This is a genomic window from Lysinibacillus contaminans, from assembly GCF_001278945.1.
Taxonomy (GTDB): domain Bacteria; phylum Bacillota; class Bacilli; order Bacillales_A; family Planococcaceae; genus Lysinibacillus; species Lysinibacillus contaminans.
This window is the reverse complement of the sequence record NZ_LGRV01000001.1, coordinates 411,429-428,838: the sequence shown is the minus strand read 5'-3', so window position 1 is coordinate 428,838 and position 17,410 is coordinate 411,429. Positions and strand designations below refer to the sequence as shown.

The window sequence follows — 17,410 nt, the reverse complement described above, 5'->3', positions numbered from 1 at the left end:
TGATTACGTTTTGCATGTTCAGTTTTCAAGGTTCATGTCGTTGCTTTATTTCAGCAACTTTTATATCATAACTTGTATTCAACAAGAAGTCAATAACTATTTTGAAATATTTTTTCTCAAGTGTTCCTTCTTGTTAAGGACAAGTAATAATATATAACACCACAATTATAAAATCAAGCTTTTTTAGAAAAAAACTTAAAAAACTTTTTCTCATCTACTGCAAATAATACAATGCCCAGTATAACAACTAAACCACCGATAATTTGAGTAGCTACTAAATATTCTTTAAAAATGAAGATGGCAAGGACAGCTGCACCAATTGGCTCTAATAAAATTGCAATCGAAACAACATTCGTACTTACATATTTAATGGACCAGTTGAAAAGTGTATGGCCTAATAAATTCGGGATAATCGCTAATAGAATAAACCAAATCCAATCAATAGTTGGATACGGACCAAAAGACTCCCCTTTAATAAGAACATATAAAAATAACGTAATCGTACTAACTGTATAAACAATCATTGTATACGTAACTAATGACAAACGCTTTCGTACATCTTGGCCAAACAATAAATACGCCGTAATAAGTGCACATGCAATTAGCGCAAGCATATCTCCGTAAAATGCAGAACCACTTAGTTGGAAATCACCCCAGCTAATTAATACGCTCCCTGCAATGGCAATTGCTCCAGCAAGAATCGTTTTATTTGTGATTTTTTCTCTAAAGAAAAAATATGTCCCTACAAATGCAAATAACGGCTGCAGAGTTACTAGGACAGTCGAGCTGGCTACAGATGTGTAATTCAACGATTCAAACCACAAAATAAAGTGAAACGCTAAAAACACCCCTGCTATAGAGGAAAATATCCAATCCCGGCTAGTTAGCTTCTTCAATTCACTTGTATACTTCCAAAAGAAAACTGGCGACATAATGATTACCGAAAACAGCATACGATAAAAAGCAATAACACCAGAGTCTGCATTAGCTAGTTTCACAAAAATAGCGGAGAGTGATACCGAAATGACACCAATAAGAATCGGGATATATGGATGGATTTTAGGTTGTTCCATTCTTGTTGCACTTCCTATCTGAAAAATCCTTATACTTCATTACTTTCGTGATGTAAAATACAAAAAAAGCAATGTACATATAATAATGACACTTTGCATATCTCTTAGCAATACGAAATATCGATGGGGGGGTTAGTATGAATACATTAATGGAAAATATGATTACACTTGAAGTAATCATAAAATTAGTAATAGCTGCAACTTTAAGTTTAGTAATCGGCATTGAAAGGGAATTAAAGAAGAAACCTGTTGGTCTAAAAACGAGCCTAGTCATTGCTACCTTCAGTTGTCTACTAACAATTATTTCAATTGAAACTGCTTATTCAACACCTGCAAGAGATGATATTAATATAACTATGGATCCCCTTCGTTTGGCAGCACAGGTCGTGAGTGGTATAGGTTTTCTAGGTGCAGGTGTTATTTTAAGACGTGGGAATGATAGTATTTCAGGTTTGACGACAGCGGCAATGATTTGGGGAGCTGCTGGAATTGGCATTGCAGTTGGCGCAGGCTTCTACATGGATGCAGCAATAGCTGTTGTTATCATTGTTTTTGGTATTGAAGTATTATCACCTTTCTTGATGAAAATCGGACCGAAGCGTATCCGCATGAGAGAAATATCATTAAAAGTACAAGTAGATGACGATAGTAAAATGGAAGCATTGCTTCAATTTTTAACAGAAAGCAATATTATTATTGAAAACATGCGTATTAAAGACATTCCATTAAAAAATGATACAGTTTTACATGAATTAGATTTACGCTTGTCACTGCTTGTCTCAGATAATTTGCTGTCGTTTTATCGTTCTTTGCGTAGCCTATCTTATATAGAAAAAATTGAAATGGAAATTTTAAACTAGTAGGAGGACACTTCTTATGACTGAAATACTTAAACTTTTAAAAAATGGTAATAAACCTTCCCTACTGGCCGCATTTGTGAACGCCTTTTTAGGCATAATAAAAGGTGCTGCCTTTTTCTTTACAGGCAACGTTGCAATGTTTGCTGAAATGATGCACTCTTTTGGGGATTCAGCAAACCAATTTTTTGTTTATATTGGCTCTGCATTATCGAAAAAAGCACCAACTAAACAATTCCCAGCTGGTTATGGTCGAATTGTCAACCTTGTTTGTTTATTTGCAGTAATCATTGTCGCAATTCTTTCCTATGAGACGATAAAAGAAGGGTGGCACCATTTATTACACCCTGCAATTGAGTCTAAAGGAATCTTTATTGCATTAGGAGTACTATTCATCGGGATAGTACTTGAAACAGCAGTATTAGCAAAAGCCGCTGTTGAAGTTTTGCATGAAGCTGGTCAAGAAAAAGCCGGACTTGCTTCTATTTCAAAGGCATTTGGGTTTTTAAATCGAGCAAAGCCTGCTACTAAGCTTGTATTTATGGAGGATTTAGTAGCTACAGCTGGTAACATATTAGCCTTTAGTGCTATTTTGATTGCCCACTTTACTGGTTGGGGTCAAATTGAAGGGCTCGTATCAATAATTATCGGCTGTATGATGTTCTTTGTAGTTGGAAAAGTTTTTCTAGATAATGCACGTGGTGCTATTGGTGAAACAGACCAGGAAATGCTAAATCATATCGCCCACCTTGTTTTGGATGACCCCAACATCAAAGATATCGTTCGCTTAGAAGTTATAAAAGAAGGTGAGTTTTTACACGTTGAGCTAGTCGCTGAAGCTAACCCAGAATTATCACTTGCTTTCTTAGATGATGTGCGTGACCATTTAACTGAAATTATCCTTAGCCAAAAAGGTGTGACAAGGGTAGCCATACTCTATGATGAAGATGACGGTGAACTAACTTGGGTACACGTCGCGGATCGACCACCAAATTTAACTATAAAATAAAATGAAAGTAGCCAATTGCCTTATTTCGGCAGTCAGCTATTTTCATACAAGCACTAACTCTCTTTTATTTACACTCAGTTCTTCTCATTTTACAAAAAACGAGAGACCACGTTATGTGGTCTCTCGTTCCTTATTTATTGATAAAATTTAAAGTGAATTTTGTAAAATTTCTCGTACATCTTTCTCGTGTAGCTTTTTAAAATTACCAAAGGGACCATTTAACATGGCATGCTTAATAATTTGGTCAAATTTTGTATCATCGATATTGTAATCGTGTAAACGACTAGGCGCACCTAGCGATGTCCAAAATTCAGATAAACGATCGATACCTTCATTAGCTACTTCTTCTACTGATTTACCAGTCGCATCAACACCAAATACGCGTGTTGCCAATCCTGCAAAACGTTCAGGGTTCACTGAGACACTATGACGCATCCAATGCGGTTGTAAAATAGCTAATCCTCCCGCATGTGGTATATCGTAAACCGCTGATATAGCATGTTCGATGTTATGTGATGCCCAATCTCCGCGTGAACCAATCGATAAAAAGCCATTTAAACCAATCGTACCCGCCAATAAAATCGTTTCACGTAACGCTACGTTGTCTAAATCTTCAATGAGCTTTGGTGCTGTTGCAATGACTGTACGTAATACGCCTTCACACATTTCGTCTGTGATTGGTGTATTCGTAGCATTATGGAAATATTGCTCTAATACATGCGACATCATATCAACCATGCCATACACCGTATGATTTTTAGGCACACTCACTGTATATAGTGGATTTAAGATAGAAAACTTAGGAAATGTTGCAGGACTTCCCCAGCTTATTTTTTCTTCTGTAGCAGCGTTCGTGATGACAGAACCCGCGTTCATTTCAGAGCCTGTTGCTGCTAAAGTTAAGACTGTTCCTAAAGGCAATGCTTCTTTTGCGAACGCCTTTTTCGTTACTAAATCCCAAGCATCCCCGTCGTATTTCGCACCTGCTACAATTAATTTCGAACAATCAATAACTGAACCGCCGCCAACAGCAAGCACAATATCAATGCCTTCTTTTTTACACATTTCTATACCCAGACGTGCAGTTTCTACTCGTGGGTTCGGTTCAACGCCGCTCAATTCGAAAATCGTCTTATCCGCTTCTTGTAATTGCTTCATAACCGCATCATATACACCGTTTTTCTTAATACTACCTCCACCATATACCACTAACACCTTGTTTCCGCATTGTGCTATTTCTTTCGGTAAATTTTCGAGTGCATTCTCACCAAAATGTAGTTTGACTGGATTATAAAATGTAAATGAATTCATATAAATCGCCCCTCTCTAGTTGGATTTTCTCATACTTATTAGGAAGAAAGCAAAGAATTATGCATTAATCATTGTAATATTTCTAGGCACTGGCACACCTAAACCTTTCAGTAATTTGTTTTGAATCATATCGAAGCACTGCGTACAATCTTGTTTTTTTATATTGCTCGATTAAACATTGCAAGAATAAGAGCGTATCTACTAAAAAACGAGCCGACTCAATTTTTATGAGACGACTCGTTTTTGCAAGTATTATATTGTAAAATCAATTACACTTCGCTATCCCGCATAAAACAATTAGAACACCTACTATGCGGAATACTAAACTAACATTCATCCCATTAATTAAAGTAGATACTAAACCCAACCACGGAAGCGAGATGCTTCTGCAGTGCGGCGTACACCGACCATGTATGCTGCTAGACGCATATTGATATTGCGAGTTGTCGCTGTTGTATAGACATTCTCAAATGCATCGACCATTTTTTTATATAGTCGTTCTTCTACTTCTTCTTCTGTCCAGTAGTAACCTTGGTTATTTTGAACCCACTCGAAATATGAAACTGTTACGCCCCCAGCTGATGCTAGTACGTCAGGTACAAGTAAAATACCACGTTCTGTTAGAATTTTTGTTGCTTCTGAAGTTGTTGGGCCATTTGCCGCTTCAACAACAATGCTCGCTTTAATATTATGTGCATTGTCTGCAGTAATTTGATTTTCAATCGCCGCTGGCACTAAAATATCACAATCTAATTCAAGTAGTTCTGTATTAGAGATTGTGTTTTCAAATAACGTTGTCACTGTCCCGAAACTATCACGACGATCTAGTAAATAGTCGATATCTAAACCTTCCGGGTCATGAAGTGCACCATAAGCATCCGAAATACCAATAACCTTTGCACCTAAATCACTCATGAATTTAGCTAAGAAACTACCTGCGTTCCCAAAACCTTGAATGACAACACGTGCACCTTTAATATTGATACCACGTTTTTTCGCTGCCTCTTCAATAACAATAGTAACACCTTGTGCAGTTGCACGGTCACGACCTTGTGAACCACCCAGTACAATTGGTTTTCCTGTGATGAAGCCCGGCGAGTTAAATTCATCCATACGGCTATACTCATCCATCATCCATGCCATAATTTGCGCGTTTGTAAATACGTCTGGCGCTGGAATATCTTTTGTTGGCCCAACGATTTGACTTACTGCACGTACATAACCACGACTTACGCGTTCGATTTCACCCATCGACATTTGACGCGGATCACAAATGACGCCGCCTTTACCACCACCGTACGGAAGGTCGACGATACCACACTTCAATGTCATCCACATTGAAAGCGCTTTAACTTCTTCCTCTGAAACGGCTGGATGGAAACGTACCCCGCCTTTTGTTGGACCTACTGCATCATTATGTTGTGCACGGAATCCAGTGAATACCGTTGTCGTACCATCATCCATTTTAACTGGGATGCGTACCTGCAACATACGAAGTGGTTCTTTTAACAATTCATACATTGCTTCGTCATAGCCTAGTTTATTTAAAGCCTCGTGAATGACTTCTTGAGTTGATGTGAAAAGATTTAAGTTTTCGGACATATTAAATCGCCTCTTCATTCTTTAATAGGGTAGTATATCGCCAACATTGTAACATATTTAGGAAGTAAAATGTGAACGTTTTGTTAAAGTTTGAATACTTTCGCAATTTGAATAATTGCCCATCCTAAATCTTCCTCTGAAATAGTCAGAGGTGGTGCAAAACGAATGACAGTTTCATGTGTTTCTTTGCACAGTAAACCTAATTCTTTCAACTGTTCACAGTATGACCTTGCTGGCTTTGTTAATTCCATTCCTATAAATAACCCACGACCACGCACCTCTTTAATGACTGGATTATCAATTGCTTGCAGTGCTTGTTTAAAATATTCCCCTAGCTTTAATGAACGGTCTGCAAGCTTCTCTTCTTGTAGTACTTGAATAGCTGCAATCGATACCGCGCAGGCTAGTGGATTACCACCGAAAGTAGATCCGTGTGAACCTGGATTAAATACGCCTAGAATATCACGATTAGCCGCGACGCAAGAAATTGGAAATACCCCTCCTCCGAGTGCTTTTCCGAGGATATACATATCTGGCTCTACCGATTCCCAATCGCAAGCAAACATTTTACCCGTACGTGCTAAACCAACTTGAATTTCATCGGCTATGAATAACACATTATTTACGCGACATAATTCTTTCGCTGCCTTTAAGAAGCCTTCTGGCGGAATGACAATCCCCGCTTCCCCTTGTATTGGCTCAATTAGAAATGCCGCAGTATTCGGTGTAATTGCTTTTTTCAATGCCTCAAGATTGCCGTAATCAACTAACTTCACATTTGGTAGCATTGGACCAAAGCCTCGACGATATTCTTCATCGGAAGAAAGAGATACTGCTAGCATTGTACGTCCATGGAAGTTGCCATTGCATGCAATAATCTCTGCTTTCCCATTCTCTACCCCTTTTACATCATACGCCCACCGACGGGCAGCTTTAAACGCAGTTTCTACCGCTTCTGCCCCTGTATTCATGGGTAGCACCATTTGTTTATTCGTTAATTTACTGACAAGCTCATACCATTCACCTAAGTTGTCACTATGAAAAGCACGTGATGTTAATGTCACTTTGTCTGCTTGTTCTTTTAAAGCAGCAATAATTTTAGGATGACGATGCCCTTGGTTAAGTGCAGAATAGGCCGATAACATATCTAAATATTTTTTCCCCTCAGGGTCCTTTACCCATACCCCTTCCGCTTCTTCAATAACGATTGGCAGTGGATGATAGTTCGCTGCCCCATAGCTTTGCGTTTGTGTAATAACATCGTGTGATTTGGTCATATTACTTCTCCCCCTACATTCCCAAAATACTATCTATATAGAAGAAAGACAGACTACAAGATTCTTGATGTCTGTCTCTCCTATCAAAAGTTAAAGCATTTCCGAAGTCGTTTTTGCTTGCATATGCAGTTGTAAATAATCAGGACCGCCCGCTTTCGAGTCTGTACCAGACATATTGAAACCACCAAATGGTTGGTAGCCTACGATGGCACCTGTGCAACCACGGTTAAAGTAAAGATTCCCTACATGGAAGTCTTCACGCGCTTTTTCCTGATTGAAACGATTTGTTGTGATAACTGCACCAGTTAAGCCGTACTCAGTATCATTGGCAATATCAATTGCTTCATCGAAATCTTTTGCTTTGGTAATAGCAACAACCGGCCCAAAGATTTCCTCTTTCATAATACGTGCTGAAGGTGCTACATCTGCAAATACAGTAGGTTGTATGAAGTAACCGACTGAATCATCAGCTGTACCTCCTACAACGAGGCGTCCTTCACCTTTCCCGATTTCAATGTACGCTGTAATTTTATCGAATGCGGCTTGGTCAATTACAGTTGCCATATAGTTATTGTAGTCTGTTGGGTCCCCAACTGTTAATACTTTTGTAAGTTCTTCTACTCGTGAAACAACCGTGTCATACACATCTTCAACAATAACAACTCGAGAACAGGCTGAGCATTTCTGACCTGAAAAGCCAAACGCTGATTTCACTATAGATTGTGCCGCAAGTTCTAAATCTGCTTCTTTATCGACAATAATAGTATCTTTACCACCCATTTCAGCAATGACACGTTTAATCCAAATCTGTCCGTCATTATGTGTTGCCGCGCGCTGATTAATGCGTAATCCTATATCGCGCGAACCAGTAAAACTAATAAAGCGCGTTTTCGGATGATCGACTAAGTAATCACCGACCTCTGCTCCGGAACCTGGTACGTAATTGACAACACCAGCTGGGAGTCCTGCTTGTTCTAATACTTCTATAAATTTATATGCAACCACAGGTGTAGTGGAAGCTGGTTTTAATAGTACAGTGTTGCCTGTTACAATTGCAGCCACGGTCGTTCCCGCCATGATTGCAAATGGAAAATTCCATGGTGAAATAACTATGCCGACGCCTAGTGGAATATAATTATAGCGATTGTATTCACCAGGGCGACTTTCAACTGGTTGGCCATTTTTGATGCGTAGCATTTGGCGACCGTAATACTCTAGAAAATCGATTGCCTCTGCTGTATCTGCATCTGCTTCATCCCACGGCTTGCCTGCTTCTTTTGTTAATAGCGCCGAAAATTCATGTTTACGACGACGAATAATTGCTGCCGCTTTAAACAACACATCAGCACGAATAGCTGAATCTACCTTTTTCCATGTTTTAAATGTTTTATCCGCGGCTTGCATTGCTTGCTCAGCGAGTTCCTGATTTGCCTTCGAAACACGACCTATTACTTCCGTCTTTTTCGCTGGATTGTAAGATACGATTTTGTCTTCAGTAGTAATACGCTCTCCACCTATGATCAATGGATAGTCTTCCCCTAAATAACCCTCTACCTTTTTTAATGCATCTACATATGCATTGTAATTCGCCTCAAGTGAGAAATCTGTAAACGGTTCATGTTTGTACGGAATCATAATGTATCCTCCCTTTGTGAAATGTAGATTGAGCATGTAATACAAAAATCATTGACGCAAAATTTTTTTGCATCTAAAATGTCTTTATATTCTTAATAATGCAAAATTAAATTGCGTATTACAAGTAAAAAATCTCAGAGGTGTTTATTTTATGGATAAAACTAAACAATTACTACCTTTTTATAAATTTGCAGCAGACAATGTATCCGTTGGCATTCACGCTATCGATGTAACAGGAAAAACAATTTTATATAATACAAAAATGAAAGAAATCGAAGGCTTTCAATTTGATGAGTTAACAGACCGCTCGATCATTGAACTCTTTTCCTTCCGCCAACATGAAAGTACATTACTACGAGTTCTGCAAACGGGTTTAAAAGAAATGAATGTGAAACAAACGTATTGGAATAAACATGGCCATGAAATTACAACCATTAATGATACCTTTCCACTTTTTGATGATGATAAACTTATCGGCGCAATTGAATTCGCACGTGATATTACATCGCTCGAAAAGTTAGTGTATCAGCCGCTCCGTCGTTACGATGAGCCATTGACGTTTGAGGTGATTACAGCTGTTTCTGATGCGATGAGGCAGGTACTTGCGTATGCAAAAAAAGCAGCAGAGGTGAAATTACCGATCTTACTCATCGGTGAATCTGGAACTGGGAAAGATTTAGTAGCTGAGGGTATTCATCATGCGGCTTTAAATGATTCTGAAGCCTTCATCACACTATTTAGTCGTCGCTCTGCACAATTGGTGATAGATAAAGTGAAGGAACTTATTGAGAATGATACGGAGTATACATTTTTCTTCGAACGGATTGAATTTTTAAATTTGGATGTACAAGAGCAATTACTTGAGCTATTGCATTCTTTACCTTCATCGAAGTATATGCTTATTGCTAGTGTCGGCAGTGACCCAATTGAGTTGATTTCAGAGAAAAAGTTATCAAAATCACTCTATTATTTCTTTGCATCCATATCCATTACCGTTCCGAAGTTGTCGGAACGGAAGGAGGATATAATACCGTTTGTAGAAGATTATTTCAGTCGTCATCGTGAGCGGTTTGCTTCAAATGTGGCAAAGCTTTCACCAGATGTGCAGGAATTATTTTCACAGTATGACTGGCCAGGTAATTTGAAAGAGCTTGAGCTATTACTTGATGAAATTGCTTCATTTATGACGACAGAGTCAACAGTTACTTACGATTTATTGCCGTTACATTTCCGTTTTAAAGCACAGCAACAAAATAAGCCACATCGCGAACCGGAATTTTTTATGTTCCAACAACAAAATGAGGTGATGCCGCTTGATGTTTATTTACAGGAAGCTGAATCATATTATGTACAAAATGTCTTGAATTTGCATGAGGGAAATATTACGAACGCGGCGTATGCACTTGGGATGAGTCGCCAAAACTTACAGTATCGTATAAAAAAAATGAACAAAAAATGAAAATTTTCTATTTTAAATGTAAGCTCTACACCCAAAACTGTACTTGACAGCACATTCCACTACAGGCGCTTACCAATAGTGAGGTTTATTTTCAGTCAAGTACATGTTTTAGTAATGACCTTTAATGTAAGTTTAATAAATATAGTGCGGAGTGATTTCAAGGGTTATTCTCTAAATAATACTGATTTTTTTACAATAATTGAAAATAAAAAAACACTTCGTATTTCGTCTAACCAAATACGAAGTGTTTTGCTATTGCCCTGACTGTTCGATCCAGTCCTGCAGTTTGTCTTTTAAAGAGTTAAAACCATTGGCATCTGATTCATCCACACGGTCCTGTAATGATTTACGAGGTAGTGCATCTTTTTTACGTAATGCTGCGGGGCGGTCTTGTAAGGCACGAATCGATAAGCTGATTTTTTCAGCCGATTCATCTATCTCAAGTACCTTCACTTCAACCTCTTGCCCAACTGTCAAAAACTCTCCAACTTCTTTTACGAAACCGTATGTGATTTCAGAAATATGCACGAGGCCTTGTGTGTCATCATCGAGTGCCACAAAGGCGCCGTATGGTTGAATTCCAGTTACTTTACCGGTCAACACGTCCCCTAATTCATATTTTTTCCCCATAACCTTTTGCCCACTTTCTGTATGTTCGCTACGTATATATCACGTTAAAGTATAACATACGCAAATTAGTCGGGCAAAACATCGTCTTATTTGTTGATGGCCGAAATACGGTAACGAGATTGGCCCCCTTCCGCATCCACCTTATCTATTTTAAATATAATTTCCTGTCCATATATCTCGCGTTCTTCCTCTTTCACTATTGCAATTATCGTGACCGTAGAACCGTACGTTACACTAAGTTCAGAAAAAATGCGTATATCATTAAATTTTGATATGTCTGCAAGCTCAACATCGCTCGTTATTAGCTGCTGCGCCGTTTTATAATCCTCTTGAGAAAGAGCAAATAAAAATAATTTCGCTACATTTAATGGATGCAAGGTATCAAGCATCTTCACATCCCCTGATTCTGTATAGGCTTTATAAAGCAAATGTGCTTCTTGTATCCAATTTCCAGAAGTCGTCACTTTTGTTGCGTTAAAGTATTCAAAATTTTGATTCTTCTGTGATAAAATTCCCATTGATACATCATATTCCGTTAATTGCGTTAGCGTTTGAGATTCGCCTGACTCTAGCTCACTTACTATTTTTTTTACCATACCCTGCATAGCTTCACCATACTCACCATTTGCCACACCCATGACAAAATCTTGATACTCCTCAGTAAGTCGACCATCTGCCATTCGCATTGGAAAAGCGTCTGTACCTTTTAAGAGTGCTAGCCACGTGTTTTCAAATTCCCCCTTTAACACCATATATTCAGGGAAATCTGTAAAAGGATCTGCTATAAGTACTTGCTCATACATAACCAAAATATCCGCTGTTTCACTAGCTGGTAAACGCAAATCTCCACCGACAAGCAATGAACCTGTCGCCAAATGCTTATAATAACCAAGTACATCGGGAGGCGTAGCTTTCATATAAGAAGGCGCATTCTTACCAAATATAGGGTCTGGACGAAACTGACCGTCATTTTGCAGCTCAATATATTGCTTATTTGCTGTTGCAATCAAGTTCTTCAGTTCTTGCGGAAATTGCGCTGGCTCACCTAATAAAAACTTCTTAAATGGGGCTAACTGCTCTGTATAATAACGTGCAACATCTTCTGCATTTTGTGCATAAGAATCATATTGGGAAAAAGAATCACTAAACGATACTTGCTCTTTAGAATCATAATCCGCCATTTTTTGAATCTTCTCACGTGGTGTCATTAGGAGTTCTAAAATACCTGCTGTCATATCTTCAATAAAGCCGCTCGTTGATTTTTGATTTGATAAAATTCTCTCTTTATCTTTCTTCAAATGATGTAAAGCACTTGCAGCACTTTGAACTGACTGCAGCTGTTTTAACGCCTCCTCGGGCATATCCAGCTCCTCTCGCATTTGCTCGCGCTTCGTTTCATACGTTTTTGTAAATTCATCTAGCCACACATCGTAGTCCTCGATAGGTGTAATAGCAATTTCTTCTGTTGGTGGTAAAGAAGTTGAAGTTTCTAACACATAAGGCGCTACTAGTAAACCAACAAGCAACACACTAGCAATACTCGCCGCCCAAACAGCTGGCTTTTGCCATTTCGAGGGATGTTTTGGTGGTGTGGTTACAGTCTGAACCGGCGGCAAGGATTCCTCCACTTCAATCTGCGCAAAAACATCTATTGGATCTAATTGTGGCTCCATTCGATCATATGATTTTTTTAAAAGCTCCATACGTTTGTCAAATTGCTTATCATCCATTTTCAACACTCCCCTCCCTCGTCAGCGCCACTTTAAGCTTTTCCTTCGCGCGTAAAATGCGTACTTTGACCGTGGATAGTGAAATACCAAGTACCTCTGCAATTTCCTCATACTTTAATTCATGGAAATAAAATAACACGAGTGGATAGCGATAATTTTCATCGAGTGCTTGAATAGCCTTATGTAACAGTCGATCTTCCTCAAAATTGAGGACATGCTTCTCCGCAGATACATTAGATGCTTGTGGCTGCGCGTTTAGTCGATCTTCCTTTACTTGCTCACGCTTTTCTTTACGGTAGTAATCACGAGTGGCATTGAGCGTAATTTTATAAAGCCATGTTGTAAAACGATCTTGTTTAAATTGATGCAAAAACCGGTATAATTTCACAAACACTTCTTGTGCGACATCTGCCACATCACTTGTATGTACACCACATTGATAAGCAAACTTTTCAACCGTTTGCTGATGGTATCGGATCAGCTCTATGTATGCTTCTTTATCTCCTTGTTGTGCACGTTCAATTAATTTGTGTTCCGTCACCAGCACCCCCTCCTTATCTTTCTTTACAATTGAAACGAAACCTTTTTTATAATTGTTACATGTTATTATGATTTGCTACCAGTACTTCTTGATATTAATTTTCGAAATTAACCGAGCTATTGATGATCATTCTAAAAATAAAAGAAAATCCTCGCACCATAATAAAGGCTACGAGGATTTTTAATTATTGTCTAGGTATTCGCGGGTCTTTTACCCTCTCGAAATCGAGGATAGAAGTGTGCGAATGCCTTTCATTAGATAATGCATTTTGCTTCAAATTTAACGGCAATTAGTTTGTATGAAATGGCTACACAATCTTCAAACGGAATCCATTGTTCAAACGAGTGCTCATATGTGTCTTGAATCACTTTCGCAAGCGTTGATGGATCATCAATGCCTTGTAGTGCAGCAACAACATCTGCTGTTTCCGTATCATAATGGCCCATACCTAATTGGAATGGATCCCACGCTTCTAGCAAATATACGGCAGTTCGATTCATTCTACTATTTTCCAAAATACTCACCTATTATCTTTTTATATTAATCGTATGATACCATAGTAAATAAAAAAGAAAAGAGTGATTTGCTTGTCTATTTTTGATCAACCTATGAATCGACGTCATACTAACTCCTTTAAATGGGATGCTATGGAGAAAGTATATAGCCTAAAAGATGCTTCAGATATTTTACCGATGTGGGTAGCAGATATGGATTTTGCTGCACCTGAAGCTGTCACACAAGCACTTCATAACTATTTAGAGCAATCTGTTTTCGGCTATAGTTTCATTAGTGACGATGCCAAAGATTCAGTTGTTGACTGGCTACATACGCGTCATGGATGGCAGATTGAAAAAGAGTCTATTTTATTCCGTCAAGGTGTTATTCCAGCAATGGCAAATATCTTAACAGCGCTAACAAAACCAGGTGATAAAGTACTTGTTTCAACGCCAGTCTATCCACCATTTTTCAATGTACCTAAAACTAACGACCGCGAAGTCATTACTTGTCCCTTAGTAGAAGAAAACGGTACATTTGTTTACGACTTTGAAGCATTCGAACAAGCACTTGCACAGGATGTCAAAGCGTACATTTTATGTAATCCTCATAATCCAGGTGGCTACGTATGGAGTGAAGAAACGCTAAAAGAAATCGTACGCCTTTGTGCCAAATATGATGTTCTCATTATTTCAGATGAAATCCATGCCGACTTAATGCTTGATGGCGCTGTCCACACACCACTTGCGAAAGTGGCTGGTGATGAAATCGACCGCATCATTACATGCATGGCACCGACTAAGACCTTTAATTTAGCTGGCATTCAAATTGCTTACATGATTGTGTCAGATAAGAAAAAACGTGCACAATTAGAGGCAGTAATTACGGCAAGTGGTCATGGCTCATTAAATAACTTTGCTCCTATTGCACTGCATGCGGCCTATACTGAAGGTAAACCTTGGCTAGATGAGCTATTAGTCTATGTATCTAAAAATATAGATTATGTCATTGCTGAGCTTGGACAGCTACCAGGTATTCATATTCCAAAGCCACAAGGAACGTATTTAATTTGGATTGACTATCGTGAGCTAGGCATCGACGAAAAGGACATGATGAAACGTTTACTAGAAGTTGGGCATCTTGCTTTAGAGCCAGGCACTAAATACGGTGTAGAAGGCAACGGATTTTTACGCATGAATGTCGCTTGCTCCCTAGACCTCGTAAAAGAAGGTGTAGCTCGCTTTAAAAAGGCGCTTGCATAATGTAACTAAAACAGAGAGAAGATTTCCTTCTCTCTGTTTTTATGTTTAAAAAAGATAGAATGTGGAAAGTTTTATGCATAGGGAGGTGTATACAATGACATTAACTCCATTGGCAATTGAACATGCATATATGACATTTTTATTTCCGTTTGCTTACCACCCTAAAAATAGAAAAGAGCTGTGTGAAAAGCTAGAAAGTGAAGGATTTACATTTTTCACACTACAAAACAAGGAGTTAGAAAATGCTTTCTATAGCGAAGGCATTACGGTTTCGCATGAGGAAATTGCTCAATTTTTTTACCCTTACGTTGAAGATAAATTGTTCCCAGCCAAATCGAATTCACAAGATTTTTTGCGCTTTTCGAAGTCCTTTAATATAACTGGCTTTTTACAAAGCAAACATGAAACCTTTCCCTATCAAATATTAAGTACTGATATAACACTTTGCCCTTTTGGTACTGGCATTATTACCATACGGTTACAAATGACTGATGAAATAAAGGAATTTAGTGATGTCGTTAATTTCATTCATTATTTTCGTGTTCTAGAGGCAAAGCTTGAGGAGGAAAAAGGTACAAACCATCACTTTGAATTTGGACATTACCAATCCACAAGCGAATTATTATTCCAGTACCTCCTCCCCTTTCTAGAAGATTATTTAATCCATTATAAAACGAATACCTACGGTGGTTTACCTTTTTTAGAAGATGAGCGAATGTTAGTGTCTGCTTATCTTTTAAGTGCAGAAAATGCAGAAATTAAAAATGAACATTTATTTCGTCTTGGTCAAGTAGACGGAAAAAAACCTGATGGGGTACCTTTTATCTCAAGTACCAATCCTGAATATATTACAAATTATGTTACTGAGCATACGCACGTTCGTTGGGCGCCTTCGAGTTATGTCGTGACTTCTACACAGTCTCAAATCACGATAGCTAATCGTCCCTTTTCAAAATCCGTCCGTGATATTGAAAAATTTATGGGGATACATTATTATAATCTGCTCATCCATTACTTTTATAGGATGATGCTGTTAAAAGTGGCATTTGAACATAGTGAAATTAACTGGAGTAAAGATAAGCTCGTGGTAGATGATCTTATTGAACTTATCACAAGATTCTCATCACATTATTATTTTGATGATGTAGTTGTTCGTACTGAGGGCAAAGAAATATCTCAAATGCTACAAAAGATTTTTCGCATTCAAGAACACTATCTAGAGACAAAAACAACACTTGATAACTTATATCGTGCTTTGGAAGATCGCTCGGATAAACGTAATAATAAGTTACTGTTCATTTTAACTGTATTTACAGTTGTTTCCGGCATTTATGGCATGAATTTAGTCATCGAGGAATGGAATGGTCAAGTGAATTGGTCTAATGTTTGGACGTATTCCATTTTTGAGTGGCTTGCCTTATTGACCGCATTAAGTGGCATTACCCTAGCCTTTGTACTTACTTGCTATTCTACATTTAAAGTGATTCGCAATCATCTTCACCGCTATAAGCGCAATGGGCCCCATTAAAAAACGAGATGCCTCAACATTTGAGGCATCTCGTTTTTCTTTATATATTCTGATTGCTATTTACTTTATTTCTTTCACCGAGAATACGTGCTTCAATTTCCTGCGCTTTCATTTCTTGCTTTTTCGAAATCTTTTTGAACATCAAAAATACGGCAATACATAAAATTAGAATCACTAAAAATTCTATTGCAGCTGGGATATATGCAGATTTATCATCTGGAAAATACAAAAAAGGCATATTTTCTACACTTCCTTACAATTTATTATTCAAAAACTGTAATTGACTCGATTTTAATATCTTCAAGTGGTTTGTCACGGCCGTCTTTTTCTACTTCGGCAATTTTGTCAATGATATCCATACCTTCAACAACATGACCAAATACTGTATGTTTATGGTCTAACCAAGGTGTACCACCATTTTCAGCATATGCAGTAATGATTTCTTCTGGGAAACCAGCACCTTGTAATTGACGTAGCATATCACTTGGTAAGTTCTTCATTTGTACGATGAAAAATTGAGAACCATTTGTGTTTGGACCAGCGTTAGCCATAGATAGTGCACCACGTAAGTTGAATAACTCATCAGAGAATTCATCTTCGAAAGAACTACCCCAGATTGATTCGCCTCCCATACCTGTACCTGTTGGGTCGCCACCTTGAATCATGAAATCTTGGATAACACGGTGGAAAATGATACCGTCATAGTAGCCAGATTTAGCATGACCTAAGAAGTTCTCGACTGTTTTTGGCGCTTGCTCTGGGAATAATTTAATTTTTATTGCACCTAAAGTTGTATTCATTTCTACTAGTACTTCGCCTGCTTGTACTTCTTTTGTTAATTGTGGAAACATGGGAGTCTCTCCTTTAAAATGTAAAATTTCAGTTTCAATGGAAAGATAATATGTCATCTTCCCTGACCTCATATTAGTCTAACACAATTCCTGTATGTTTTCTCCACCCAAGTATTGACGATTTTTGCACTTTTCGTTTTATTTTTGAAA

The 17,410-nt window shown here is 38.1% G+C and carries 16 protein-coding genes; 5 read left to right on the top strand and 11 right to left on the bottom strand.

Going from position 1 to position 17,410, the window contains the following annotated elements; genetic code table 11:
• Positions 1 to 173: 173 nt before the first annotated feature.
• Positions 174 to 1,073: a DMT family transporter gene (locus AEA09_RS02135; RefSeq protein ID WP_053582273.1), complete on the bottom strand. Its 900-nt coding sequence runs from the start codon at positions 1,071 to 1,073 to the stop codon at positions 174 to 176.
• Between the two features lie 137 nt (positions 1,074 to 1,210).
• Between AEA09_RS02135 and AEA09_RS02130 the strand changes: the two genes are divergently transcribed.
• Entirely contained in the window at positions 1,211 to 1,933 is a 723-nt protein-coding gene (locus AEA09_RS02130) for an MgtC/SapB family protein (RefSeq protein WP_053582272.1), read from the top strand.
• A 16-nt stretch (positions 1,934 to 1,949) separates the two neighbouring features.
• Positions 1,950 to 2,939, top strand: coding sequence for a cation diffusion facilitator family transporter (locus AEA09_RS02125; RefSeq protein WP_053582271.1), 990 nt, complete (start codon positions 1,950 to 1,952; stop codon positions 2,937 to 2,939).
• A gap of 147 nt (positions 2,940 to 3,086) precedes the next feature.
• On the opposite strand, the gene AEA09_RS02120 is transcribed toward AEA09_RS02125, so the two are convergent.
• The 4 genes from AEA09_RS02120 to pruA all read right to left on the bottom strand — a co-directional run bounded on the left by AEA09_RS02120 (position 3,087) and on the right by pruA (position 8,767).
• Positions 3,087 to 4,250, bottom strand: coding sequence for an iron-containing alcohol dehydrogenase (locus AEA09_RS02120; protein WP_053582270.1), 1,164 nt, complete (start codon positions 4,248 to 4,250; stop codon positions 3,087 to 3,089).
• A 357-nt stretch (positions 4,251 to 4,607) separates the two neighbouring features.
• Positions 4,608 to 5,852 (bottom strand): Glu/Leu/Phe/Val family dehydrogenase, encoded by a 1,245-nt coding sequence (locus AEA09_RS02115; RefSeq protein WP_053582269.1) that lies wholly within the window; start codon positions 5,850 to 5,852, stop codon positions 4,608 to 4,610.
• Between the two features lie 83 nt (positions 5,853 to 5,935).
• Positions 5,936 to 7,129, bottom strand: coding sequence for an ornithine--oxo-acid transaminase (locus tag AEA09_RS02110; protein WP_053582268.1), 1,194 nt, complete (start codon positions 7,127 to 7,129; stop codon positions 5,936 to 5,938).
• A gap of 90 nt (positions 7,130 to 7,219) precedes the next feature.
• Complete coding sequence (gene pruA, locus AEA09_RS02105; RefSeq protein WP_425411967.1) at positions 7,220 to 8,767, bottom strand: L-glutamate gamma-semialdehyde dehydrogenase; 1,548 nt, start codon at positions 8,765 to 8,767, stop codon at positions 7,220 to 7,222.
• Between the two features lie 148 nt (positions 8,768 to 8,915).
• Between pruA and AEA09_RS02100 the strand changes: the two genes are divergently transcribed.
• Positions 8,916 to 10,223, top strand: coding sequence for a sigma-54-dependent Fis family transcriptional regulator (locus AEA09_RS02100; protein ID WP_053582266.1), 1,308 nt, complete (start codon positions 8,916 to 8,918; stop codon positions 10,221 to 10,223).
• Between the two features lie 252 nt (positions 10,224 to 10,475).
• Here the strand turns inward: AEA09_RS02100 and yugI are convergent, their stop codons facing one another.
• The 4 genes from yugI to AEA09_RS02080 form a co-directional block, all read right to left on the bottom strand.
• Positions 10,476 to 10,853 carry a S1 domain-containing post-transcriptional regulator GSP13 gene (yugI, locus tag AEA09_RS02095; RefSeq protein ID WP_053582265.1) on the bottom strand — a complete coding sequence of 126 codons (378 nt, stop codon included), beginning with the start codon at positions 10,851 to 10,853 and terminating at the stop codon, positions 10,476 to 10,478.
• An 86-nt stretch (positions 10,854 to 10,939) separates the two neighbouring features.
• On the bottom strand, positions 10,940 to 12,583 hold the full coding sequence (locus AEA09_RS02090; RefSeq protein ID WP_053582264.1) for a hypothetical protein: 1,644 nt from the start codon (positions 12,581 to 12,583) through the stop codon (positions 10,940 to 10,942).
• On the bottom strand, positions 12,576 to 13,124 hold the full coding sequence (locus AEA09_RS02085; protein ID WP_053582263.1) for an RNA polymerase sigma factor: 549 nt from the start codon (positions 13,122 to 13,124) through the stop codon (positions 12,576 to 12,578). Before AEA09_RS02085 ends, AEA09_RS02090 begins: the two co-directional genes overlap by 8 nt.
• 254 nt (positions 13,125 to 13,378) lie before the next feature.
• Positions 13,379 to 13,639 carry a DUF1871 family protein gene (locus tag AEA09_RS02080; protein ID WP_082332534.1) on the bottom strand — a complete coding sequence of 87 codons (261 nt, stop codon included), beginning with the start codon at positions 13,637 to 13,639 and terminating at the stop codon, positions 13,379 to 13,381.
• Between the two features lie 72 nt (positions 13,640 to 13,711).
• On the opposite strand from AEA09_RS02080, the gene AEA09_RS02075 reads away from it, so the two are divergent.
• Positions 13,712 to 14,881, top strand: a complete 1,170-nt coding sequence (locus AEA09_RS02075) for a MalY/PatB family protein (RefSeq protein ID WP_053582261.1) — start codon at positions 13,712 to 13,714, stop codon at positions 14,879 to 14,881.
• A gap of 94 nt (positions 14,882 to 14,975) precedes the next feature.
• On the top strand, positions 14,976 to 16,409 hold the full coding sequence (locus tag AEA09_RS02070; RefSeq protein WP_053582260.1) for a magnesium transporter CorA family protein: 1,434 nt from the start codon (positions 14,976 to 14,978) through the stop codon (positions 16,407 to 16,409).
• A 40-nt stretch (positions 16,410 to 16,449) separates the two neighbouring features.
• Here AEA09_RS02070 and AEA09_RS02065 read toward each other — a convergent pair whose 3' ends face one another.
• Together AEA09_RS02065 and AEA09_RS02060 are read right to left on the bottom strand one after the other, a co-directional pair.
• Positions 16,450 to 16,647 (bottom strand): hypothetical protein, encoded by a 198-nt coding sequence (locus tag AEA09_RS02065; RefSeq protein WP_053582259.1) that lies wholly within the window; start codon positions 16,645 to 16,647, stop codon positions 16,450 to 16,452.
• Between the two features lie 25 nt (positions 16,648 to 16,672).
• Positions 16,673 to 17,260, bottom strand: a complete 588-nt coding sequence (locus tag AEA09_RS02060; protein WP_053582296.1) for a peptidylprolyl isomerase — start codon at positions 17,258 to 17,260, stop codon at positions 16,673 to 16,675.
• Positions 17,261 to 17,410: the final 150 nt, after the last annotated feature.